Source organism: Iodidimonas gelatinilytica, from assembly GCF_008579125.1.
GTDB lineage: Bacteria > Pseudomonadota > Alphaproteobacteria > Sphingomonadales > Rhodothalassiaceae > Iodidimonas > Iodidimonas muriae.
In genome coordinates this window covers 70,514-91,458 of the sequence record NZ_BKCL01000003.1, presented here as the reverse complement: position 1 = coordinate 91,458, position 20,945 = coordinate 70,514, and the positions used below count along the sequence as shown (strand labels likewise).

Here is a 20,945-nt window from a genome sequence, read left to right as displayed (position 1 = left end):
TTATTATGCACGGCTTACCGTCCTTAATCTCACGATCATCGCTTGAGGGTCCGTCCAGCTTTCAAAGGTTTCTGCGTCAAAAACCCATGATTTCCGGCAGTTTTCCAGTTCCAACTGCACCTCTTTCCCCTTTAGAAACCACATTTCCGTTTGGGGTGTGGCAAAGGCATAAGCATAGTCCAACAAACGATCCAAAGGCGCAAGAGCCCGCGCGGTGATCAGGTCCACAGGAAATGGCGGCAAGGCCTCGATCCGGGCCGTATGAACATGGGCCGAAGCGCCGGTTTCCAAAATTACCTGCCGCAAAAAGCTGCATTTCCGCCGATCGCTTTCAACCAGATCAACCCGACCGGCCCCGCATAAGGCCAGAACCAGTCCCGGAAATCCGGCCCCTGCCCCGAAATCAAGCCAATGGGCGGGCAGTTGATGGGCGCTATGATCCCGAATATGGGCGATCAATTGGGCAGAATCGAGAAAATGCCGCGTCCAGATATGGTCCACCGTTGCCGGCCCGATCAAATTGATACGGGCCTGCCACTTTTTCAAAAGGCGTTCATAAACCGCCAGTGCGTCCATTGTTTCACGTGAAACACCAAGCCGGTCACGCCACAGACTTTCATCGCGCCCCATCATGCGGCTTTCGACCGGCGTTTCAAATGCGCGAGCAAAAGCGTCAAAGCCGCTGGTGTTACACCGGAAATCCGCGCAGCCGCCCCCAAGGTTGCCGGACGCACCGTTGCGAATTTTTCCTGAAGCTCCCGCGAAAGACCAGGCAAGTCGGTAAAGTCGAAATCCGCCGGAATGATCAGTTTTTCATCTTTCCGGAAGGCTTCGATGTCTTTTGTCTGGCGGCCCAGATAGGTTGCATAGCGCGCTTCAATAGCCACTTGTTCAGCGATATCAGGCGATATGGACGCCAGATCATTGGGCCAGATTGGCGTTAAATGTTCCATCGACATATCTGGATAGCTCAGCAATTCCATGGCTGTCCGGCGACGACCATCCTTGCGAATGGACAAACCATGCCGAGTGGCTTCATCCGGTGTCAGATTCAGGCTTTCCAAAACCGCCCGTGCCTTTTCCAGTTTTTGGGATTTTTCTGCCCAACGGGATGCCCGAACACCCCCCACCAAACCAGCCTCTTTGGCCTTGTCTGTCAGCCTTTGATCGGCGTTATCAGCCCGTAAATGCAGACGATATTCCGCCCGGCTGGTGAACATGCGATAGGGTTCGCGCGTCCCCTTGGTAATAAGATCATCAATCATCACGCCAATATAAGCATCGGCCCGGTCCAAACAAAAATCACCACTATTTCCCGCCGCTCTGGCTGCATTGGCTCCGGCCATCAAACCTTGCGCCGCCGCCTCTTCATAGCCGGTGGTCCCATTGATCTGGCCAGCCAAATATAGCCCAGATACCCGCCGCGTTTCCAATGTAGGCCGCAATTCACGGGGGTCGATAAAATCATATTCAATGGCATAACCAGGACGAATGATTTCGGCCTTTTCCAATCCGGGGATCGAGCGCACCAAATCCAGCTGAACATCTTCTGGCAGGCTGGTGGAAATGCCATTGGGATAGACCACCGGATCATCAAGCCCTTCCGGCTCAAGGAAAATCTGGTGGCTCTCTTTATCCGCAAACCGCACAATTTTATCTTCGATCGACGGGCAATAGCGCGGCCCCCGGCTTTCAATTTGACCGGAATAAAGGGGGGACCGATGAAGGTTGGCGCGGATAATATCGTGGGTGCGAACCGTTGTTCGGGTTATATGGCAATCGATTTGCGGAACGGTGATGGTTTCCGTCAATGTAGAAAATGGAACCGGCGGCGTATCGCCCGGCTGCGCTTCGCACACCGACCAATCAATGCTACGCCCATCTAAACGCGGTGGTGTGCCGGTTTTCAGGCGATTCATTTGAAAGCCGGCGGATTCCAATGTTTTGGACAAACCCATGGAAGGCGCTTCCCCTACCCGTCCGGCCGGGATTTTTTTCTCGCCCAAATGGATCAATCCACGCAAAAACGTGCCTGTTGTCAGAATAATCCGCGCACTGCGCAGGATTGTCCCATCCGCCAATACAACAGCTTCTACTGATTGCGCGGGACCATCTTGCTTGATGACAAGGTCCTCAACCGCACCTTCGCAGATATACAGATTTTCCATGTCCGCCAGCATATCCTGCATGGCTTTGGCATATAAGGATCGGTCCGATTGGCACCGGGGGCCTTGTACAGCCGGACCTTTACGCCGGTTCAGCAAGCGAAACTGAATTCCAGATGCATCGGCGACCCGGCCCATCAGCCCATCCATCGCGTCAATTTCCCGAACCAGATGGCCTTTGCCAAGCCCGCCAATGGCTGGATTACATGACATAGCGCCAATGGTGTTGCGCCTATGGGTGATCAAAACAGTACGGGCACCAATGCGAGCCGACGCCGCTGCGGCTTCGCAGCCGGCATGTCCGCCGCCTATGACAATCACATCAAAGTCCGTATTCACCACTTGAAATCCTGCATTTGCGCCCGCGCACCAAGGGGCGCACTGTATTTTGCCTCTTGTGAAAGGTCAAACAAGAAGGACGAAATTTGGCAGATTTCCGTAGAATTTAGTGATGTTCCACGTGAAACATCACTTCCCGATACAGAAGGAAGAAAACACGATATCCAACAAAGACTCCACATCCACCCGGCCGGTTATCCGCCCCAAAGCCCGTGTGGCCAAGCGCACATCTTCCGCCGCCAGCACCGCATCTTGTTGTGCAGATTGGAAAAATCGCTCCAAACAGTCGACCGCTTCCTGTAAGGCCATACGATGACGAATGCGCGTAATGGCGGGTGCTTCGCCAATATCGCACAGGCTTGTAACCTTTTGCGTAAGACAGGCCATCAAGGCATCAAGACCTTGCTGTTCGGTCACCGAAATAACAAATGTCGGTTGTGCGCCCTTTTGCTGACCATAAGAAGGTGCTTTCAAGCAATCGCCTTTATTCACCACCAAAATGGCCTCTTCATCCAGCAAATCTGCGATGGGCTCTGGCAAGGCGGGCCAGTCTTTCGCTTCTACCAGAACCAGGCGAATATCTGCATGCTCCGCCCGCTCCAAAGCCCGGCGCACCCCTTCACTTTCAATGCTATGAGCGGTTTCGCGCAAGCCTGCCGTATCGATCAGAGTGGCCGGATAGCCATCCAGATCCAAAGCCACCTCGATCACATCGCGGGTGGTTCCGGCAATATCAGACACAATCGCCGCGTCCCGCTTGGCAATGGTGTTCAACAGGCTGGATTTTCCAACATTGGGTTCCCCCAAAAGCACGATAGACACCCCGTTCCGCAACCGCTCGCCGCGCCGTCCATCGGCCAGATGGGTTTTCATCTCGGCACAGAGGGCTTCCAAAGAGGGCTTCACCGACAGGGTCATATCTTCGGGCAAATCTTCATCGGGGAAATCGATATCCGCCTCGATCCGCGCCAATGCTTCCAGCAACGCCATCCGCCAGCGTTCATAAAGTGCGCCCAAGGCCCCGCCCATCTGCCGCAAAGCCTGCATACGCTGCAAAGCCGTTTCGGCCATCACCAGATCATTGATCCCTTCGGCCTCGGTTAAATCCATCCGGCCATTTTCAAAGGCCCGACGGGAAAACTCCCCTGCCAGAGCCGGACGCAACCCTTCGATCCGCGACAACGCATCCAGCACCCCGTCCAGAACGGCACGGCCCCCATGCACATGCAGCTCCACCACATCTTCACCGGTAAAGCTGGCAGGCGCTTTGAAATATAAGACCAGCGCATCATCCAGATGGGCACCATTCACGGGATCGTACAAAGCCCGCACCTGCGCCATACGCGGCGTTGGCAACGGTTTTTCGGTCAGTGCTTGCAAAGCCAAGGCCGCTTGCGGACCTGAAATACGGATCACAGACACACCGGCCCGGCCGCGGGCGCTGGCCAAGGCGAAGATGCTTTCAGAATCGCACTCTCTGTTTCGGAGACGAGTCATCCGCGCGGCTTATCACTGGGCTTCATGGCTGAAAACATCATTTTTTGAAGTTTTTCCATGCCTGTCGTCGCCCCTGTCATCCACGCCGACATAAGGTTTTGCATGTCTTCAGGGCTTAAACCTTCACTGGCACGGCGTTTCATCTGGGCCAAAATTTCTTCTTGCAAAGGCTCCACATCCGGCAAGCCAAAGAATGTGCGTAATTCCTTCGGGGTACAGTCAACATCCACAGAAATCTTCATTCCAACGTCTCCTTGCGATGTGCGATCATGGGGCGTAGCCTTTGCGTCCACGGCCCCTCCCCGAACGATCTTCAATGTGAGACCAGATTCCATGACAGACAACCGTTTACGCTTTGAATCAAGCCCTTATCTTCTACAGCATGCAGACAATCCGGTCCACTGGCGTCCTTGGGGAGAAAAAGCGCTGGCCGAAGCCAAAGAGCGCAATGTTCCGATCCTTTTATCTGTGGGTTATGCCGCCTGTCATTGGTGCCATGTGATGGCCCATGAGAGTTTCGAAAACGAAGATATTGCCAATCTTATGAACGATTTATTCGTTAATATTAAGGTTGATCGTGAAGAAAGACCCGATCTGGACACGATCTACATGTCGGCCCTTGCCATTATGGGGCAACAAGGCGGCTGGCCGCTCACCATGTTTTTGACGCCCGATGGAACTCCTTTTTGGGGTGGCACATATTTTCCCGCAGCCGCCAGCCATGGCCGTCCGGGCTTTGCCGATGTTCTAGAACGCGTTTCAGGAATTTATCATGCCAATCCGGATGCCGTAAAAAAGAACTGCCAATCGCTTATGGCCCATCTGGTACAGCAAAACAAAACCAAGCCGGGACAAGATCTTGCCCCCGATATGCTGGACCAGATAGCGGAAAAGCTGTTCCATCATATGGACCCGCGCCATGGCGGTATGGCCGGCGCTCCGAAATTTCCGCAACCTTTCTTGCTGGAGTTTTTATGGCGCGGAGCCATCCGGACCGAAAATGCCCACTGGTCCGATGCGGTGATCCGCAGCCTTGATCAAATGGCTTTAGGCGGTCTTTACGATCATCTGGGTGGCGGTTTTGCACGCTATAGCGTGGACGAACGCTGGCTGGTCCCACATTTTGAAAAAATGCTTTATGACAATGCGTTATTGGTCGATCTTTACACCCAAATATGGCGCGAAACACGCTCGGATCTCTATAAGCAGCGGGTCGCTGAAACCATGGAATGGGTGCGGCGGGAAATGACCGTAGAATCCGGCGCTTTTGCCTCATCCCTCGATGCCGATAGCGAAGGCGAAGAAGGCAAATTCTATGTCTGGACAACGCAAGAAATCGACCAGCATTTAAATGCCGATGACGCAGCCTTGTTCAAACACGTCTATGATATTTCTCCGCAGGGCAATTGGGAGGGTGTCTCCATTCCAAACCGCCTGACCGGAGTCTGGCCTTTGGATGCGGAAACCGAACGCCGTTTGGCCGATTGCCGGACCGTTTTATTCCGTGAACGCGACTTTCGTCCCCGTCCGGGATGGGATGATAAAACCTTGACCGACTGGAACGGCATGATGATCCGTGCCGCCTGTCATGCAGGAAGTGCCTTCGACCGCTCCGATTGGCTGGATATGGCACAAACCGCGTTCAAGGCGATCCAGCTTGATATGAGCGGATCTGATGGCCGTCTTTATCATTCTGCGCGAAAATCCCGCCGTCTCGATATATCCTTGTTGGACGATCATGCACATATGATCCTTGCCGCCCTTGCGCTTTATCAAACCACGGGAATACCGGACTATCTGGATGCCGCTCTCGGTTGGTGCGCTGTGGTGGAAACGCTCTTTGCCGATCCCCAAGAAGGTGGATATTTTACCAGCGCCAAGGATGATGGCAATTTGATCTTGCGCCCGAAAACTGTTCGGGATAGCGCACAGCCTTCTGGCAATGGGACAATTTTGGAATGTTTTGCCCAACTCTTCATGATTACCGGCGATCCGGTTTGGAAAGATCGGGCCGAACGACTTATCACCGCCTTTTCCGGTGAGGCCGTGGGGCAGTTTTTCCCTCTTCTGGGTTTTTTGAATGGCTATGACACGCTGATCAATGGCGTGGACATTACCCTTGGACATAAAGATGGCACAGCACGCCAAACTACATTCATGAAAGCAGTCTATGATCTTTCCCTACCCAATGCAGTGATCCATGACGATCTTTCAAAAGCCCTGCCGCCGGATAGTTTGACCATTTGCGCCCATCAAAGCTGCTCACCGCCTCTTGGGCCATCGGATGATTTACGGGCCGCCTTTATAAAGGCCCGCCAAACCCAAAAAGGATAGGCACATGCCGTTACTCTCTCTGCACAGTCCTGTGGGGGATTTGACCCTGTTTGAAGAAGATGGTGCGCTTGTGGCACTGGATTGGGGCTGGGGTGCGGATCAGGCCCCCAGTGCCCTTTTGGAAGAGGCCTGCTCCCAGTTACACGCCTATTTCGATGGCACACGCACCCATTTCGATTTGCCCTTTTCCCCACAAGGCACCGATCACCAAAAAGCCATTTGGGCAGCTATTTCTACCGTCCCTTATGGCACCACCATCAGCTATAAAGAGCTGGCGGAAAAAACTGGATCGGTCGCTCGTGCTGCAGGAGGTGCTTGCGGGGCCAATCCTTTGCCCATCCTTATTCCGTGCCACCGTATTCTCGCCGCCGATGGCAAGCTCACTGGATATTCCGGCGAAGGCGGTGTGGAAACGAAACAAGCGCTTTTGCGGCTTGAAGGGGTAAACATTCCCCATCAACTGGACCTTTAACACACTTCTCTTTTCAATTTTGCCAAGTGGAGATCTGAAATGCCGGCCAAATATATCACCTTGAACGCAAAAGACGGGTCTGGATCCTATACAGGCTATCTCGCCCTTCCCGACTCTGGAACCGGGCCGGGGGTCGTGGTGATTCAGGAAATTTTCGGCATCAACACACCCATGCGCGAAATTTGCGATCAGTTGGCCAATCAAGGCTATATGGCCCTGTGCCCGGATTTATTCTGGCGACAAGAGCCGGGGATTCAGCTGAATGACAAAATACAAAAGGACTGGGATCGCGCTTTTGAACTCTATCAAGGCTTTGATGTGGATAAAGGCATAGACGATATTCAAACAGCCTTGTCCTGGTTACGCAAAGCCGATGGCTCCAACGGAAAAGCCGGTGTTATTGGCTATTGTCTTGGCGGATTTCTTGCTTATTTGTCCGCATGCTGGACCGATGCCGATGCTGCTGTCGGCTATTATGGCGTCAGCATCGATAGCAAATTGGATGAAGCCGACACTATCAAAGGGCATCTTCTTTTGCATGTGGCCACAGAAGATGAATTTGTCGACAAAGCGGCACAACAAGCCATGCACAATGCTCTGGATAACCATCCCCGGATCACACTCCATGATTATGAAGGCATGAACCATGCTTTTGCCCGCCCCGGCGGCACGCATTATGATGAAAAAGCCGCCAAAAAAGCCAATGACAGAACACTGGAATTTTTAAAAACCCGGCTGGGATAAAATTTAGCAAGAGCTTTCCAAGAGGGCGGTGTTTGTTCCACGTGGAACATAAGCCGCCCTTTCCTGAAGGGATAAGCCACAAATATATTCAGAACCAAATCCTTGGCGGTTTGGCAACAAAAAGCCCCGCCATATAGGCAGGGCTTTTAAAATATCGACCGAGAAATTTCGGCTTATTGGTTCATCGAGGTAAAGAAATCCTCGTTGGTTTTGGTTTCCTTGAGCTTTCCAACCAGGAATTCGATGGCATCGGTGGTGCCCATAGGCTGCAAAATACGCCGCAAAACCCATGTTTTGGCCAATTCCGCTTTGGGGATCAACAATTCTTCTTTCCGGGTCCCGGATTTCAGAATGTCGATAGCCGGGAACACCCGCTTATCAGCAACTTTACGATCCAGAACCAGCTCGGAATTACCGGTTCCCTTGAATTCTTCAAAGATCACTTCATCCATACGCGACCCAGTTTCAATAAGAGCCGTGGCAATGATCGACAGTGATCCACCTTCTTCGATATTACGCGCCGCACCAAAGAAACGTTTGGGGCGCTGCAGGGCATTGGCATCCACACCACCGGTCAGCACCTTGCCAGAGCTGGGAACCACGGTGTTATAGGCACGGGCCAAACGGGTGATGGAATCAAGCAATATCACCACGTCTTTTTTGTGTTCCACCAGGCGCTTGGCTTTTTCAATCACCATTTCCGCCACCTGAACATGGCGGGTTGCCGGTTCATCAAAGGTGGAAGACACCACTTCGCCCTTCACAGAACGTTGCATATCCGTCACTTCTTCGGGCCGTTCATCGATCAACAGCACCAAAAGATACACTTCCGGATGATTGCGGGTGATGGCTTTGGCGATATTTTGCAAAACCATGGTCTTCCCGGTGCGCGGCGGCGCCACGATCAAAGCACGCTGGCCTTTTCCGATGGGTGCCACCAGATCAATGATGCGCGGTGTCAAATCCTTGACGGTGGGATCTTGCGGATCCAAAGACAGCCGTTCATCGGGATAAAGCGGCGTCAGATTGTCAAAATTCACCTTATGACGGGCTTTTTCCGGTTCGTCGAAATTGATGGTATTCACCTTCAAAAGAGCAAAATAGCGCTCGCCATCCTTTGGCGCACGAATTTGCCCTTCAACCGTATCACCGGTACGCAAACCAAAGCGGCGAATCTGGCTGGGACTGACATAAATATCGTCCGGTCCTGCCAGATAATTGGCTTCGGGCGACCGCAAGAACCCAAATCCATCTTGCAAAATTTCGATAACCCCGCCGCCGGAAATATCTTCGCCCCGTTCGGCCAGGTTTTTCAAAATGGCAAACATCATATCCTGTTTGCGCATGGTGCTGGCATTTTCAACGCCATGTTCCTCAGCGAGTGACAACAGCTCACTGGGGGTCTTGTTCTTTAGGTCTTGCAGATTCATGAAGTGTGACTCTGAGCGAGGTTAAAAACCAAACGCTTTAAGATAGAGGAGACATTGGATAAGGCGGGAACTTCAATCGCCCCTATAAAATCAAGGTTATATAGGGCCAATTTCATAGACGATGCGGCACATTCGCTATCATGAAGAAAATGACTTTCATATAGCTATACCACTTTTGCGGAACGCTATCATCTGAATTTGGCAAGTCAAGAAAAATAATTCCATTGCCATTCAAAAAACGCGCCTCACCTTATTAAGAAATATCGATAATCCCTTATCATCAAAAGGGTTTTACAATCACAAGAATGACAATCACAATGGTTGAAAGCGTGGGAATTTCATTCACCAGACGATAAAATTTTGAACTGTGGCTGTTTTCGCCGCGGGCAAAGGCTTTCCGCCAACGGGACAAACCATGATGCAACAGGGTTAAACCCACAACGAACAGCAATTTTACATGCAGCCAAATTTCAGAAAAGCCATAGGATATCGCCAAAGAAATACCAAAAACCCATGTGGCAATCATCGCCGGGTTAATGATGATTCTCAGAAGTTTACGTTCTCGTTCTTGCCATTTCCGGTCTTCGTCCGAGCCAATTTCAGCCTCGGCATGATAGGCAAAATAGCGCGGCAGCATAAACATGCCGGCCATCCAGAAAATCACCGAAATCAGATGCAGGGCTTTCACCCATAAATAAAGCGTTCCGTCCATAATGGAAACGTCCTTTCAGGCTGCTTGATCCGGCCAACCGTGTAAAAATGCCGCCAAACGTTCCACATGATCAACCGGAGTATAGGGCACAAAACCATGGCCCAGATTGAAAATATGCGGACGGTTTGAAAGAGCGTTCAAAATACGCGTTGCTTCCTTTTCCATCAAAGCCCCACCTGCCACCACATATTGCGGGTCCAGATTGCCTTGCACAGCCAATCCTTTTGGCAAGGTTTCATCAGCAAAAGATAAAACCATACCACTGTCCAAAGATACCGCATCCACACCGCTACGTTCGGCAAAGCGCCCGAGGAGAGGCCCTGCACCACGTGGAAAGCCGATAATGGGAACATCCCCCGCCGTATCCTTCAAACGCGCCACCAGACGCCTTGTGGGCTCGATGACAAAGCGTTCAAAGGCTGGTTCGGGCAGATTGCTGGCCCAGCTTTCAAAAATCTGGATCACTTCTGCCCCGGCTTTGATCTGGCCCATCAGATAGGTGAAGCTGGCATCTTCCAGAATTCTCAAAAGCGCATCAAAGCCTTCGGGATCGGAAAAAGCCCAGGCTTTGGCTGCGGCCTGATCATCCCCGCCGCGTCCGGCCACCATATAGCTGGCAACGGTCCAAAGCCCACCGCAAAAGCCGATCAAAGCCACATGGTCGGGCAAGGCACCGGCCACTTGGCGCACCGTTTGATAAACCGGGGTCGCCCGGTCATCCAAGCGCTGGTGCGATAAACGATGGAGATCTTTCACAGACCGGATGGGATCGAGAACCGGCCCTTCGCCCTGACGGAAATCCAAATCCTGCCCCAAAGCATGGGGAACGATCAGAATATCGGAAAACAGGATCGCTGCATCGGTGTTTAACCGCTCCACCGGCTGCAATGTCACCTCGGTGGCCAAATCCGGTGCATAGACCAAATCGAGGAAAGATCCGGCTTTTTCACGGACGGCCCGATATTCCGCCAGATAGCGCCCAGCCTGACGCATAAACCAGAAAGGAGGGCGGGTTTCGCGCTGACCTTGAAGAACATTGAGAAGGGGTTTTGGGCTCATTGCCGCTCCGATTTGGCTATCCACCACTTACTATCTTTTAAAATAAAGAGGTAGTGGTGGTAGTGAATCCCTGTGGGTAACGGGGATGAAATGTTATCCACAGAATGATCTACAGTTTGTGGATCGTTATTTCCAGTAGGAAAACCGATTGGAAAAGCGTTCGGATTTTGCAGACTCTTTTTGAAAAACGGGGCGGAATAGAGTGATATTTCAATAAATTCTGTTTTGAAAAGCCAGCCAAACAGGGAGGCTTTGAAAAAAGAGAGGCGAAAAATTATCCACAAAATTTTGGCTGGTGATAACTGATAACGAATATGGGAGAAAAACCTTCAACTTTGCCCGAATGTCCCACACGCTCGAAAACAACAAAACCATTCAAAAGTTATCCACAGGGTTATGACATTGGGAACAGCCATGTCCGATTTACAGCGGTTTCATCTTCATTTGGTTTCCGATTCCACCGGGGAAACACTGGAAGCCATGGCCAAGGCGGCTTTGGTACAGTTTGAAAATGTGCGGGCGGAAAAGCATATGTGGCCGATGGTGCGCACGCCGCGCCAGATGGAACGCATCATGGAGTTTGTCGAAGATCGTCCCGGTCTGGTGATGTATACTTTGGTGAATGAAGATATCCGGCGTGAACTGACTCGCCGTTGTGCGGCTTTGAATATTCCCCATGTGTCTGTTCTGGATCCGGTCATTGAATCCCTGGGGCAGTTTTTAGGGGCGCGGTCACGCGGGCTCCCCGGCCGCCAGCATGAAATGGATCGCCATTATTTTGATCGCATCGATGCGTTGCATTTCACCATGGCCCATGATGACGGGCAATTGGCAACGGGGTTGATGTCGGCGGATATCATCCTTGTGGGGGTGTCGCGCACATCGAAAACACCCACCAGCATCTATCTGGCCAATAAAGCTTTAAGACCGCAAATGTGCCTTTTGTTCCCAATGCGCCCCTGCCGCCCGAATTGGAAGGCCCCCTGGATGCCCTTGTGGTTGGTCTGACTGCCAGCCCGGATCGTCTGGTTCAGGTTCGTACTAATCGCTTGCGCACCATTAAAGAAGCGCCGTCCACCAGCTATGTGGATATGCAAGCGATCAAAGAGGAAGTGTTGGCTTGCAGGCGGTTATGTAGCGCCCATCATTGGCCGGTGATCGATGTGACCCGCCGTTCTATCGAAGAAACGGCAGCGGCGGTGTTGCGCCTTCATTCCGCACGTGAAGCGGGTCTGTCTGATGCGGGAAAATAATCCGGCGCTCATTTTGGCGTCCCGGTCCCCTGCCCGCGCCCATTTGCTAAAAAGTGCCGGTGTGGTTTTTCGTCAAATCGTAAGTGCTGTGGATGAAAGCCGGATCAAAACACAGATAAGGGATCAAGGCGGTGCGGTGGACCAGATCGCTCCGGCGCTTGCGGCCGCCAAAGCAAAAGCGGTGTCTAAAATCCATCCCGATGATTGGATTATCGGTGCGGATCAGACGCTTCTTTATAAGGAAAACCTGATGTCTAAAGCGGCCAACCGGCAAGAATTGCGGGCTCAATTGCAGGATTTGCGCGGTCAGAGCCACCATTTGCACAGCGCGGTGGCCCTGATACAGGGCGGGGTTTGTGTGTGGTGTGCAGATTGTTTTGTTAGCCTGTCCATGCGGAATTTTAGTGATGACTTTCTGAATCACTATGTGGATCAGGCTGATGACGAGCTGTTGCAATCTGTGGGCGGCTATCGGCTTGAGGCCGAGGGCGCGACATTGTTTGAGCGCATCGACGGAGATTATTTTTCCGTTCTCGGCTTGCCGCTTTTGCCCTTATTGGGCGCCTTACGAGATCATGGGATCATGGCGCAATGAGCATCGGATCACAAAATGCCGCCGCAGCGGGGAAGTTGGCTGGCGTGATGGGCTGGCCTATCGGACATTCCTTGTCGCCGCTTTTGCACCGATATTGGCTTAGTCAATTGAATATCAAAGGGGATTATATTCCCTTGATGATCCGGCCGCAAAATCTGGAAGCGGCGCTTCGGTCGCTTGTGCCTATGGGGTTTTCCGGGGTCAATATAACGGTTCCCCATAAGGAAATGACAGCAAAACTGGTGGATCGTCTTGATCCTTTGGCGCGGCGCATCGGGGCCGTGAATACGGTCATCGTGGATCATAATGGGCGGTTGTTTGGTCGGAATACCGATGCCGGTGGTTTTCTTGCCCATTTGCAGCAAAGTGCGCCCCGATGGCGCGCTAAAAATGCGCATAGTCTGGTGCTGGGCGCGGGCGGGGCCGCAAAAGCGGTGGTGGTGGCGCTTTTGGATGCAGGGGCGGCGCAGATCTATATCGCCAACCGCACTCAAGAACGGGCCCAATCATTGGTGGCGGCACTGGATGACAAGCGCGTGGTTGCCGCAGGCTGGCAAGATCGCACGGCCTTGTTGAAAGATGTGGATTTGTTGGTCAACAGCACCAGCTTGGGCATGGTGGGGCAAGCGCCTTTGGATATTTCCCTGTCTTTGATGCCTTCCGGATCGGTGGTTTATGATCTTGTCTATCGCCCCTTGCAAACAGAGCTTTTGAAAAAAGCGAAAGCGCGTGATCTGATTGCTGTGGATGGGCTGGGGATGTTGATCCATCAAGCCGTTCCGGCCTTTGACGCGTTTTTTGGACAAAAACCGTCTGTGGATGCGCAGGTTCAGGATCTTTTATTGAAAGCTTTGGACGGAGATTGAATCCGTGATTGTTTTGGGGCTGACAGGGTCCATCGCCATGGGAAAAAGCGAAGCGGCGCGCATGTTGCGCCGCTTTGATATTCCGGTTTTTGATTCCGATGCGGCTGTTCATAGCCTGCTGGCAGAAGGTGGCGGGGCGGTGGATGCGGTGGCGGCGGCTTTTCCCGGTGTTGTGCAAAACGGGGCGGTGGACCGCAAGGCCTTGGGGGCGCAGGTTTTTGGCAAGCCGGATAAATTGGCGCAGTTGGAGCAGATTCTGCATCCTAAAGTATTTGATGCGCAAAGGCGGTTTTTAGCCGATGCGGACCAAAAGGCATCTTTTTTGGCAGCGCTGGATATTCCGTTATTATTTGAAACCGGGGGTGAAGCGAAAGTTGATCGGGTTGCGGTGGTTTCCGCTCCAGCGCCTGTGCAAAAGGCGCGGGCATTGGCAAGGCCGGGGATGACAGAACAGCGATTGAATGCTGTGCTGGCGCAACAACTGCCCGATGCGGAAAAACGTCGCCGCGCCGATTATATTTTGAATTCAGGGGATGGAAAACGGCCCATGCTGCGCGATATTACCGCTATGTTGCGTGATCTTCAGGGCGTGAAGGCCGGTGTTTGGCCCTGGCCTGTCGCTGATGATCATTGGTCCACTTTCGCTTTGCCTGCCGACAGGAAACCGCCCCATGCGTGAAATTGTGTTTGATACGGAAACCACCGGTCTGGACCCGTCACAAGGGCATCGTCTGGTGCAGATCGGCGCGGTGGAACTGATCGACTTTCTGCCCACCGGGCGCGAATATATGACGCTTATCAATCCCATGCGTCCAATGGACCCCGGTGCCGCGGCGGTGCATGGCATTACCGATGCCATGCTGGAAGGTCAGCCCATCTTTGATGCGGTGATCGATGACTTTCTGGCCTTTGTGGATGGGGCCAATCTGGTGGCACATAATGCCGATTTCGATATGAAATTTCTCAATTTCGAATTGAAAAAAATCCAGCGTCCCGTGCTCCCGAAAACGCGCTTTGTCGATACGCTGGAAATCGCCCGACGCCGCTTTCCGGGGCAAAAATTGTCTTTGGATGCGCTGTGCAAGCGGCTGGGCGTGGATAATTCCATGCGAGAACACCATGATGCTCTGCTCGATTGTCAGATATTGGCAGAAGTTTATCTGGAATTACGCGGCGGACGGCAACATGGCCTTGGCTTTCAGGCGGGTGGGCGCGCCAAGAAAAATCTGGCCACAAACGGCCCCGCTTTCGATAAGCCGATCCGGCGCGATCCCCGCCCCCATGCCCCCAATGAGGCGGAACTGGCGGCTCATCAGGCCTTTATCAAGCGCCTGAAATCCCCCATTTGGGAAAATTAGGGGCCGGACATATCCCCTATGCGCTTGATGCAGCATTTGGGGGATGGCTCCATATAAAAAGGCCGGAGACACTGCCCCCGGCCCTTTCTTTTATAACCGACCGTAAGATCAGGCGTTGCCTTGCGGCTCGCCCAGATCAATCTCGCCAAGGCTTGTGGCTCCGCTTTGCTGGGGCTGCTGTTGTGCTGCCGCGGCGCGCTGTTGCTGATACAGCGCTGCAAAATCGATGGGGTCCAGCATCAGGGGCGAAAAGCCACCATCGCGCACCGTATCGGCAACGATCCGGCGGGCAAAGGGGAACAGGATGTGCGGGGCCTGCACCAGCAAGAACGGCTCAATCATGTTTTCAGGCAGATTGCGCGCCCCGAACAGGCCCGCATAAAGCAGTTCCACGGCAAAGGCGGTGTCTTCGCCAACTTTTGACGTGGCGGTCACTTTCAAATCCACTTCATAGGCTTCTTCACCCATGCGCCGCGCCCCCACATTGACATTCACCTCAATGGCGGGTTTGGGGCCTTCGGGGTTCGACAGGGCCTGGAAGACCTTGGCGGCATTGGGATTCTCGAACGAGAGATCCTTCACATATTGCGCCAGCACGGCGGCTGCCGGTCCTGCTTGTGCGGTTTGCTGATTTTGTGCCGCGCCTGTGCGCCACCGTTTGTTTCGTTTTCCGCCATGATCTGACGTTCCTTCAACTGATCTGCGTTTTCAAAATATATCCTGTCTGATTGAGCAACAGTCATGGAGCTGCCCTTTCAGGATCGCGATTTCGCTAGCACGAACCGGCGGGCCAGACAACCTTCAGGCCGCCGGAGACTCGTCTCTCCTTATCGGGTCCGATCATCGGGGCCGGCCAGATCGTCGCCAAGCCGGTCTATCCCATAGGGCCCGCCGTCCTCAGGCTTGTGCGTATCGGATTGTTCCCAAAATTCGCCTTCAATAACCACATGGGCGCTTCCGGGGCGGCTATGGCGAAAAATACGGAAGGCGATCCATGTACGCAAAGGTGGAATAAGTAACAAAGCGCCCAAAAAATCGGTGAGAAAGCCGGGGATCAACAGCAACAAGCCGGCCAGAGCCAACATTGCCCCATGCATCAATTCCATGACCGGAGCCCGATTGGCGCCCAGTTCGGCGCGGGCGCGGCGAATGGTCTCTACGCCTTGGGCGCGGACAATGGCCACACCGATAGCGGCCGTGGCAAGGATCAGAATCAGCACGGGAAACGCGCCAATGTCTTCGCCGACAGAGATAAAAATACTGATTTCCACCAGCGGTGTGAGAATAAGAGAAAGAAGGAAGAGCAGCGCCATGCTTGTCCTTTCGGGGCGAGAGGCTTATCTATCGTGCGTATTCGTCTATAGATGTAGGCATAGAAACGGCAATGGCAATCTGTCCTTGGGGTAAAGCCGTCTCATGGTATCATAAGACGGACCGATCAAAAGCAGTACCACATTCAGGATTTTGGAATGGGCGAAGGTTTTCAATTTATCGATATCATTTTGCTGGCCATGGTGGCGGGCTTTATCGCATTGCGTTTACGCAGCCTTTTAGGGCGGCGGACCGGCGAAGAGCCTGAACATCGCCCCGATGGCAGCGCACCACATGTGGGTCAGCCCGGTGTTGGCGATGACCCCGTGGCAGCCCATATGGATCGCGAATCCGTTGTGCGGCTGGAAGCAAACCCCGCCCTGCGTAAAGCCTTTCGCGCCATGCAAAAGGTGGACAGCTATTTCGATGTGGATGCCTTCATCGATGGGGCGCGGTCGGTTTATCCCATGGTTTTGGAAGCCTTTTGGCGGGGTGACCGCGAGGAATTGCGCGGGCTTTTGAATGATGATGTTTATGAAGATTTCAACGCCGCCATCACCGCGCGGGAAGAGGCTTCCCAAACGGCACAGGGCCGGGTGCTTGATCTTGCGGATGTTCGTATCGAGGATGCCAAATTAGTCGGATCGGTGGCGGAAATTACCGTGGCCTATAAGGCGGAAATCGTTTTGGTAACGATGAATGACCGCGATGAGGTGATCGAGGGCAATAGTTCGGACACCGTGATGGTGAATGATGTCTGGACCTTTGAACGCGATTTGAAATCATCGGACCCCGCTTGGCTTTTGGTGGCCACCCGCTCCGAGTGATCCCATCCCGACAGGCTTTGTGATGCTTCAAAAACGCACCCTTATCGGTTTGTTTCTTGTTTTGGCCGGTCTGGGTGCATTTTTGTGGCTTGTCTTTGGCTGGCCCTATGAAAAAGGCCCCAAGCCACAAGCAGGCATAAGCTGGTCACAGGCCCGGTGGAGCGATCTTCCCGGTTGGGGCACCGATGATCTGTCCTCCGCCCTTGCCGCGTTCCATAAAAGTTGCGCCCGTCGGCTTGATCTTCCTGAAGACCGTCCGGTCACCCCGTCTTCTGTGGGGGGTGTTGCGGGTGACTGGGCAGAGCTTTGCCAGGCGGCCTTGGCATTGGATGGCGGGGAAAGAGACCGGATCAGGGTGTATTTCGAGGATGGCTTTACCCCGGTGGCGGTGATGTTTGATGGCTCTTATCAAGGGCTGTTCACCGGCTATTACGAGCCTTTGATTCATGCCAGCCGAACCCCTGATGCCACCCATAATATTCCACTTTATCGCCGCCCGCCGGAGCTTGTTACGGTGGATTTGGGACATTTCCGCGAGGATTTGGCCGGTCGACGCATCGCCGGTGAAGTGGTGGACGGGCGTCTGCGCCCCTTTGCCAGCCGTGCCGAGATCGAGCCGGCGCATTGGCAAACCGTGGTTTGGAATTGTTGTGGGCCGATGATCCGGTGGATGTGTTTTTCTTGCAAATTCAGGGATCTGGCCGGGCACGCCTGCCCGATGGTTCGGTGATTGCATTGGGCTATGATGGGCCCAATGGCCATGCCTATACGTCCCTTGGCCGCTTGATGGTGACGCGCAAGATTTTACCGCGCGAGCAGATTTCCGCCCCCGCCATTGCTGATTGGCTGCGGGACAATCCGGTGGCCGGAGCTGACCTGATGGCGGAAAATGCTTCTTATGTGTTTTTCCGCCAGCTTGAAGGCGATGGCCCATTGGGTGCAGAAGGTGTTGCCTTGACAGAGGGGCGCAGCTTGGCGGTGGATCGCGCCTATCTGCCTCTTGGCGCTCCCTTGTGGTTGGATACCACCTATCCCGATCCCGAAACGCCGGGCAATCCGCCCTTGCCCTTGCAGCGCCTGATGATCGCTCAGGATACCGGTGGGGCCATTCGCGGCGGGGTGCGCGGTGATGTCTTTTGGGGATTTGGCGAAGAGGCCGCATATATCGCCGGGCATATGGCCAATAAAGGCCGGTTCTGGCTGCTTTTGCCGAATGCTTTGGCGGACAAGTTGCTTCATGCTGCGGAGCCTTCCGCATGACCCGCCGCCGCAAGAATTATATCAGCTCTGATGATCAGAAATTATGGGACAGCATTACCCGCGATGTGCGCCCCTTGAAAGACCGTCCGGCGGCCCCGCCCTTGCCTAAAAACAGCCATCCGGGCAAAGGGGCGGCGCGGGCTGTTGAAGATGTGTTTTCGCAGCACATGTCGGCATTCGGCTATGATGCGAAGCCTCAGGAAATGGGGCCGCCTGCCGCGCTTGTTTCCCCGGCATTGGACCGGCGGCAACAACGCAAGCTGGCCCGGGGGCACAAACCGATCGATAGCCGTATCGATTTGCATGGCCTTACGCAGCAAAAGGCTTTTACGCGGCTTTGCGGCCATATCGCATCGGCCGTTTCGCGCGGCGAGCGGGCCGTTTTGGTCATTACCGGGAAAGGCGGACGGCATCGGGCGCAATCGGGTGACGATCCGGTGGCTTTTCGCCGCCGCGACAGTTTTGACCTTGGCTCTGGCGTTTTAAAGCGGATGGTGCCGATCTGGCTGGAATCGCCGCAGCTATCGGCCCTTGTGCACAGCTATGGCCCGGCCCATGACACTCATGGCGGCGACGGGGCGCTTTATGTGTTGTTGCGCCGCCGTCGCTAGAATTATAAGGGCAGCCTTTAAAGAATAAAGCGCGACAGGTCGGACTGATCGGCCAGATTGCCCAGATGTTCGCGCACATAATCGGCGGTGATGGTAACGGTTTCTTCCGCCCGGTCCGAGGCGGTGAAGCTGATATCATCCAGCACCCGTTCCAATACCGTATGCAGCCGCCGTGCGCCGATATTTTCCACCTTGCTGTTTATATCGGCGGAAATCCCGGCAATTTCGGCAATCCCGTCTTCTGTGAACTCCAGCGTCACCCCTTCGGTTGCCAAAAGCGCTTTATATTGGCGGATCAGCGAGGTTTCCGGCTCTGTCAGGATGCGTTCGAAATCATGCTTGCCTAAGGCCGTTAGTTCCACCCGAATGGGGAGGCGCCCTTGCAATTCCGGTAGCAAGTCAGACGGCTTGGCCAGATGAAATGCGCCAGAGGCAATGAACAGAATATGATCGGTTTTCACGGCCCCATAGCGGGTGGAAACGCTTGTGCCTTCGATCAGGGGAAGCAAATCGCGTTGTACGCCTTCGCGGCTGACATCGCCGCCGCGCATGTCTTCGCGGGCGCAAACCTTGTCGATTTCATCCAGAAATACGATGCCGTTTTGCTCCACTGCCGTGATGGCGTCACGGGTGATGGCATCATCGTCCAGCAGGCGGTCGCTTTCTTCATCGATCAGCAATTGATAGGAATCACCGACCGTCATTTTTTTGCGGCTGGTTTTTTGGCCACCAAAGGCTTTTCCCAGCATATCTTGCAAATTGATCATGCCCATTTGAGCGCCGGGCATGCCGGGAATATCCATTGTGGGCATGCCGGTGGGGCCGGTATCGGCCAGATCCAGCTCGATTTCCTTATCATTCAGCTGGCCTTCGCGTAATTTCACGCGGAAACTTTGGCGCGTATCGGGGGAGGCCGTTTTGCCAACCAGCGCATCCAGCACCCGTTCTTCTGCCGCCAACTCCGCCTGAGATGTGACATCGCGCCGCTTTTCCTCGCGGACCATGGAGCGGGCCTGTTCCACCAAATCGCGGACGATCTGTTCCACATCGCGGCCCACATAGCCCACTTCGGTGAATTTTGTGGCTTCCACCTTGATGAAAGGGGCGTGGGCCAGCTTGGCAAGGCGGCGGGAAATTTCGGTCTTGCCCACCCCTGTGGGGCCGATCATCAGGATATTTTTCGGCAGCACTTCATCGCGCAGCGTGTCATCAAGCTGCTGGCGTCGCCAACGATTGCGCAGGGCAATGGCCACAGCGCGTTTGGCATCTTTCTGGCCGACAATGAAGCGGTCCAGTTCGGAAACGATTTCGCGGGGGGAAAAGGACGTCATTGGGTTTCTAGCTTTTCAATCAGAACATTTTCATTGGTATAGACGCAGATATCGGCGGCCACTTTCATGGCGCGGCGGGCAATGTCTTCGGCGTCGAGATCCAGATCGTGCAAGGCACGGGCCGCCGATAGGGCATAATTGCCGCCCGAACCGATGCCGATCAGGCCATCTTGTGGTTCCAAAACATCGCCCGTGCCGGTCAGCAGCAGGCTTACATCCTTGTCGGCCACCGCCATCAGGGCTTCCAACCGCCGCAAATAGCGGTCGGTACGCCAGTCTTTTGCCAATTCCACACAGGCGCGCATCAATTGGCCGGGATGGCGTTCCAGCTTGGCTTCCAGCCGCTCCAGCAAGGTAAAGGCGTCGGCGGTGGCTCCGGCAAAACCTGTAATGACCTGCCCATTGCCAATACGTCGCACTTTGCGGGCATTGTTCTTCACAACGGTCTGGCCCATGGACACCTGTCCATCACCGGCCATCACCACCGTGCCACCTTTGCGCACGCATAAAATGGTGGTGCCGTGCCAGCCGGGAAATTTGCTTTCTTGATCTGTCATGGCTCTCCCTTCAATGACCAAAGGCATATAGACAGCCCCCCCGCTAATCGCAAGACGAGGGAGCCGGAATGATTGGTTCCACAGGTGCATAGCCGGGTCTTGCGATGGGTTTCTTTCTATGGTCTGGGTCTTATTGGATGGGAGAGGCCGCTTCATCAGGCATAGCCGTGCCGCTTGGCCTCGGCCTTTGTGGCTGCTATAGCCAGCACAGTCCCAAAGATGCC

The 20,945-nt window shown here is 54.0% G+C and carries 20 protein-coding genes and 3 pseudogenes; 12 read left to right on the top strand and 11 right to left on the bottom strand.

Features of this window, described 5'->3' with window-relative positions; translation table 11 throughout:
* Positions 1-3: 3 nt before the first annotated feature.
* From rsmG to JCM17844_RS05170, 4 genes are all read right to left on the bottom strand, one after another.
* Positions 4-633 (bottom strand): 16S rRNA (guanine(527)-N(7))-methyltransferase RsmG, encoded by a 630-nt coding sequence (rsmG, locus tag JCM17844_RS05185; protein ID WP_210431411.1) that lies wholly within the window; start codon positions 631-633, stop codon positions 4-6.
* Entirely contained in the window at positions 630-2,504 is a 1,875-nt protein-coding gene (gene mnmG, locus JCM17844_RS05180) for a tRNA uridine-5-carboxymethylaminomethyl(34) synthesis enzyme MnmG (RefSeq protein ID WP_149999979.1), read from the bottom strand. The genes rsmG and mnmG overlap by 4 nt, the downstream gene beginning before the upstream one ends.
* Positions 2,505-2,633: 129 nt before the next feature.
* Positions 2,634-4,001, bottom strand: coding sequence for a tRNA uridine-5-carboxymethylaminomethyl(34) synthesis GTPase MnmE (mnmE, locus tag JCM17844_RS05175; protein WP_149999978.1), 1,368 nt, complete (start codon positions 3,999-4,001; stop codon positions 2,634-2,636).
* Positions 3,998-4,243: a DUF6489 family protein gene (locus tag JCM17844_RS05170; protein WP_149999977.1), complete on the bottom strand. Its 246-nt coding sequence runs from the start codon at positions 4,241-4,243 to the stop codon at positions 3,998-4,000. Before JCM17844_RS05170 ends, mnmE begins: the two co-directional genes overlap by 4 nt.
* Positions 4,244-4,334: 91 nt before the next feature.
* Here JCM17844_RS05170 and JCM17844_RS05165 point away from each other — a divergent pair, with 91 nt between their 5' ends.
* From JCM17844_RS05165 to JCM17844_RS05155, 3 genes are read left to right on the top strand one after another with little or no spacing between them, the layout of a single operon-like run.
* Positions 4,335-6,335 (top strand): thioredoxin domain-containing protein, encoded by a 2,001-nt coding sequence (locus JCM17844_RS05165; RefSeq protein ID WP_149999976.1) that lies wholly within the window; start codon positions 4,335-4,337, stop codon positions 6,333-6,335.
* Positions 6,336-6,339: 4 nt separating this feature from the next.
* Complete coding sequence (locus JCM17844_RS05160) at positions 6,340-6,807, top strand: methylated-DNA--[protein]-cysteine S-methyltransferase (protein ID WP_149999975.1); 468 nt, start codon at positions 6,340-6,342, stop codon at positions 6,805-6,807.
* 39 nt (positions 6,808-6,846) lie between these two features.
* Entirely contained in the window at positions 6,847-7,551 is a 705-nt protein-coding gene (locus tag JCM17844_RS05155) for a dienelactone hydrolase family protein (RefSeq protein WP_149999974.1), read from the top strand.
* Between the two features lie 173 nt (positions 7,552-7,724).
* Here JCM17844_RS05155 and rho read toward each other — a convergent pair whose 3' ends face one another.
* The 3 genes from rho to hemE form a co-directional block, all read right to left on the bottom strand.
* On the bottom strand, positions 7,725-8,981 hold the full coding sequence (gene rho, locus JCM17844_RS05150) for a transcription termination factor Rho (protein ID WP_149999973.1): 1,257 nt from the start codon (positions 8,979-8,981) through the stop codon (positions 7,725-7,727).
* 280 nt (positions 8,982-9,261) lie between these two features.
* A complete protein-coding gene (hemJ, locus tag JCM17844_RS05145) occupies positions 9,262-9,693 on the bottom strand; it encodes a protoporphyrinogen oxidase HemJ (protein ID WP_149999972.1) in 432 nt (143 codons plus the stop codon).
* Between the two features lie 15 nt (positions 9,694-9,708).
* The gene (gene hemE, locus JCM17844_RS05140; protein ID WP_149999971.1) at positions 9,709-10,752 is read right to left on the bottom strand and encodes a uroporphyrinogen decarboxylase; all 1,044 of its coding nucleotides are present in this window, start codon (positions 10,750-10,752) and stop codon (positions 9,709-9,711) included.
* 414 nt (positions 10,753-11,166) lie between these two features.
* Here hemE and JCM17844_RS05135 point away from each other — a divergent pair.
* The 5 genes and pseudogenes from JCM17844_RS05135 (at position 11,167) to dnaQ (ending at position 14,824) form a co-directional block, all read left to right on the top strand.
* A pseudogene (locus tag JCM17844_RS05135) lies at positions 11,167-12,005 on the top strand (pyruvate, water dikinase regulatory protein).
* Entirely contained in the window at positions 11,992-12,600 is a 609-nt protein-coding gene (locus tag JCM17844_RS05130) for a Maf family protein (RefSeq protein WP_149999970.1), read from the top strand. The pseudogene JCM17844_RS05135 and the gene JCM17844_RS05130 overlap by 14 nt, the downstream one beginning before the upstream one ends.
* Positions 12,597-13,466, top strand: coding sequence for a shikimate dehydrogenase (locus JCM17844_RS05125; RefSeq protein WP_149999969.1), 870 nt, complete (start codon positions 12,597-12,599; stop codon positions 13,464-13,466). Before JCM17844_RS05130 ends, JCM17844_RS05125 begins: the two co-directional genes overlap by 4 nt.
* A 4-nt stretch (positions 13,467-13,470) precedes the next feature.
* Positions 13,471-14,145: a dephospho-CoA kinase gene (coaE, locus tag JCM17844_RS05120; RefSeq protein WP_149999968.1), complete on the top strand. Its 675-nt coding sequence runs from the start codon at positions 13,471-13,473 to the stop codon at positions 14,143-14,145.
* Positions 14,138-14,824, top strand: a complete 687-nt coding sequence (gene dnaQ, locus JCM17844_RS05115; protein ID WP_149999967.1) for a DNA polymerase III subunit epsilon — start codon at positions 14,138-14,140, stop codon at positions 14,822-14,824. The genes coaE and dnaQ overlap by 8 nt, the downstream gene beginning before the upstream one ends.
* A gap of 108 nt (positions 14,825-14,932) precedes the next feature.
* On the opposite strand, the pseudogene secB reads toward dnaQ, so the two are convergent.
* Both secB and JCM17844_RS05105 read right to left on the bottom strand, forming a co-directional pair.
* Positions 14,933-15,472 (bottom strand): annotated as a pseudogene (gene secB / locus JCM17844_RS05110) (protein-export chaperone SecB); the annotation flags it as partial.
* Positions 15,473-15,651: 179 nt separating this feature from the next.
* A complete protein-coding gene (locus JCM17844_RS05105; RefSeq protein ID WP_149999965.1) occupies positions 15,652-16,137 on the bottom strand; it encodes an FxsA family protein in 486 nt (161 codons plus the stop codon).
* Positions 16,138-16,293: 156 nt separating this feature from the next.
* Between JCM17844_RS05105 and JCM17844_RS05100 the strand changes: the two genes are divergently transcribed.
* From JCM17844_RS05100 to JCM17844_RS05085, 4 genes and pseudogenes are all read left to right on the top strand, one after another.
* Positions 16,294-16,962 carry a Tim44/TimA family putative adaptor protein gene (locus JCM17844_RS05100; RefSeq protein ID WP_149999964.1) on the top strand — a complete coding sequence of 223 codons (669 nt, stop codon included), beginning with the start codon at positions 16,294-16,296 and terminating at the stop codon, positions 16,960-16,962.
* 22 nt (positions 16,963-16,984) lie between these two features.
* A pseudogene (locus JCM17844_RS05095) lies at positions 16,985-17,814 on the top strand (MltA domain-containing protein); the annotation flags it as partial.
* A 27-nt stretch (positions 17,815-17,841) separates the two neighbouring features.
* On the top strand, positions 17,842-18,222 hold the full coding sequence (locus JCM17844_RS15840) for a 3D domain-containing protein (RefSeq protein ID WP_235898933.1): 381 nt from the start codon (positions 17,842-17,844) through the stop codon (positions 18,220-18,222).
* Entirely contained in the window at positions 18,219-18,833 is a 615-nt protein-coding gene (locus JCM17844_RS05085) for a Smr/MutS family protein (protein ID WP_149999961.1), read from the top strand. The genes JCM17844_RS15840 and JCM17844_RS05085 overlap by 4 nt, the downstream gene beginning before the upstream one ends.
* 17 nt (positions 18,834-18,850) lie before the next feature.
* On the opposite strand, the gene hslU is transcribed toward JCM17844_RS05085, so the two are convergent.
* Both hslU and hslV read right to left on the bottom strand, forming a co-directional pair.
* Positions 18,851-20,164: an ATP-dependent protease ATPase subunit HslU gene (gene hslU / locus JCM17844_RS05080; protein WP_149999960.1), complete on the bottom strand. Its 1,314-nt coding sequence runs from the start codon at positions 20,162-20,164 to the stop codon at positions 18,851-18,853.
* On the bottom strand, positions 20,161-20,721 hold the full coding sequence (hslV, locus tag JCM17844_RS05075) for an ATP-dependent protease subunit HslV (RefSeq protein ID WP_149999959.1): 561 nt from the start codon (positions 20,719-20,721) through the stop codon (positions 20,161-20,163). The genes hslU and hslV overlap by 4 nt, the downstream gene beginning before the upstream one ends.
* Positions 20,722-20,945 lie beyond the last annotated feature (224 nt).

What these genes read in the sequence shown, in the direction of transcription:
- JCM17844_RS05125 (WP_149999969.1), top strand. Translation starts at nt 12,597, where the DNA reads ATGAGCATCGGATCACAAAATGCCGCCGCAGCGGGGAAGTTGGCTGGC.
- hslU (WP_149999960.1), bottom strand. Translation starts at nt 20,164, where the DNA reads ATGACGTCCTTTTCCCCCCGCGAAATCGTTTCCGAACTGGACCGCTTC.
- JCM17844_RS05105 (WP_149999965.1), bottom strand. Translation starts at nt 16,137, where the DNA reads ATGGCGCTGCTCTTCCTTCTTTCTCTTATTCTCACACCGCTGGTGGAA.
- JCM17844_RS05100 (WP_149999964.1), top strand. Translation starts at nt 16,294, where the DNA reads ATGGGCGAAGGTTTTCAATTTATCGATATCATTTTGCTGGCCATGGTG.
- rho (WP_149999973.1), bottom strand. Translation starts at nt 8,981, where the DNA reads ATGAATCTGCAAGACCTAAAGAACAAGACCCCCAGTGAGCTGTTGTCA.
- hemJ (WP_149999972.1), bottom strand. Translation starts at nt 9,693, where the DNA reads ATGGACGGAACGCTTTATTTATGGGTGAAAGCCCTGCATCTGATTTCG.
- rsmG (WP_210431411.1), bottom strand. Translation starts at nt 633, where the DNA reads ATGATGGGGCGCGATGAAAGTCTGTGGCGTGACCGGCTTGGTGTTTCA.
- JCM17844_RS05160 (WP_149999975.1), top strand. Translation starts at nt 6,340, where the DNA reads ATGCCGTTACTCTCTCTGCACAGTCCTGTGGGGGATTTGACCCTGTTT.
- hslV (WP_149999959.1), bottom strand. Translation starts at nt 20,721, where the DNA reads ATGACAGATCAAGAAAGCAAATTTCCCGGCTGGCACGGCACCACCATT.
- mnmE (WP_149999978.1), bottom strand. Translation starts at nt 4,001, where the DNA reads ATGACTCGTCTCCGAAACAGAGAGTGCGATTCTGAAAGCATCTTCGCC.
- JCM17844_RS05155 (WP_149999974.1), top strand. Translation starts at nt 6,847, where the DNA reads ATGCCGGCCAAATATATCACCTTGAACGCAAAAGACGGGTCTGGATCC.
- dnaQ (WP_149999967.1), top strand. Translation starts at nt 14,138, where the DNA reads ATGCGTGAAATTGTGTTTGATACGGAAACCACCGGTCTGGACCCGTCA.
- JCM17844_RS05170 (WP_149999977.1), bottom strand. Translation starts at nt 4,243, where the DNA reads ATGAAGATTTCTGTGGATGTTGACTGTACCCCGAAGGAATTACGCACA.
- JCM17844_RS05085 (WP_149999961.1), top strand. Translation starts at nt 18,219, where the DNA reads ATGACCCGCCGCCGCAAGAATTATATCAGCTCTGATGATCAGAAATTA.
- hemE (WP_149999971.1), bottom strand. Translation starts at nt 10,752, where the DNA reads ATGAGCCCAAAACCCCTTCTCAATGTTCTTCAAGGTCAGCGCGAAACC.
- JCM17844_RS05165 (WP_149999976.1), top strand. Translation starts at nt 4,335, where the DNA reads ATGACAGACAACCGTTTACGCTTTGAATCAAGCCCTTATCTTCTACAG.
- JCM17844_RS05130 (WP_149999970.1), top strand. Translation starts at nt 11,992, where the DNA reads ATGCGGGAAAATAATCCGGCGCTCATTTTGGCGTCCCGGTCCCCTGCC.
- JCM17844_RS15840 (WP_235898933.1), top strand. Translation starts at nt 17,842, where the DNA reads ATGGCGGAAAATGCTTCTTATGTGTTTTTCCGCCAGCTTGAAGGCGAT.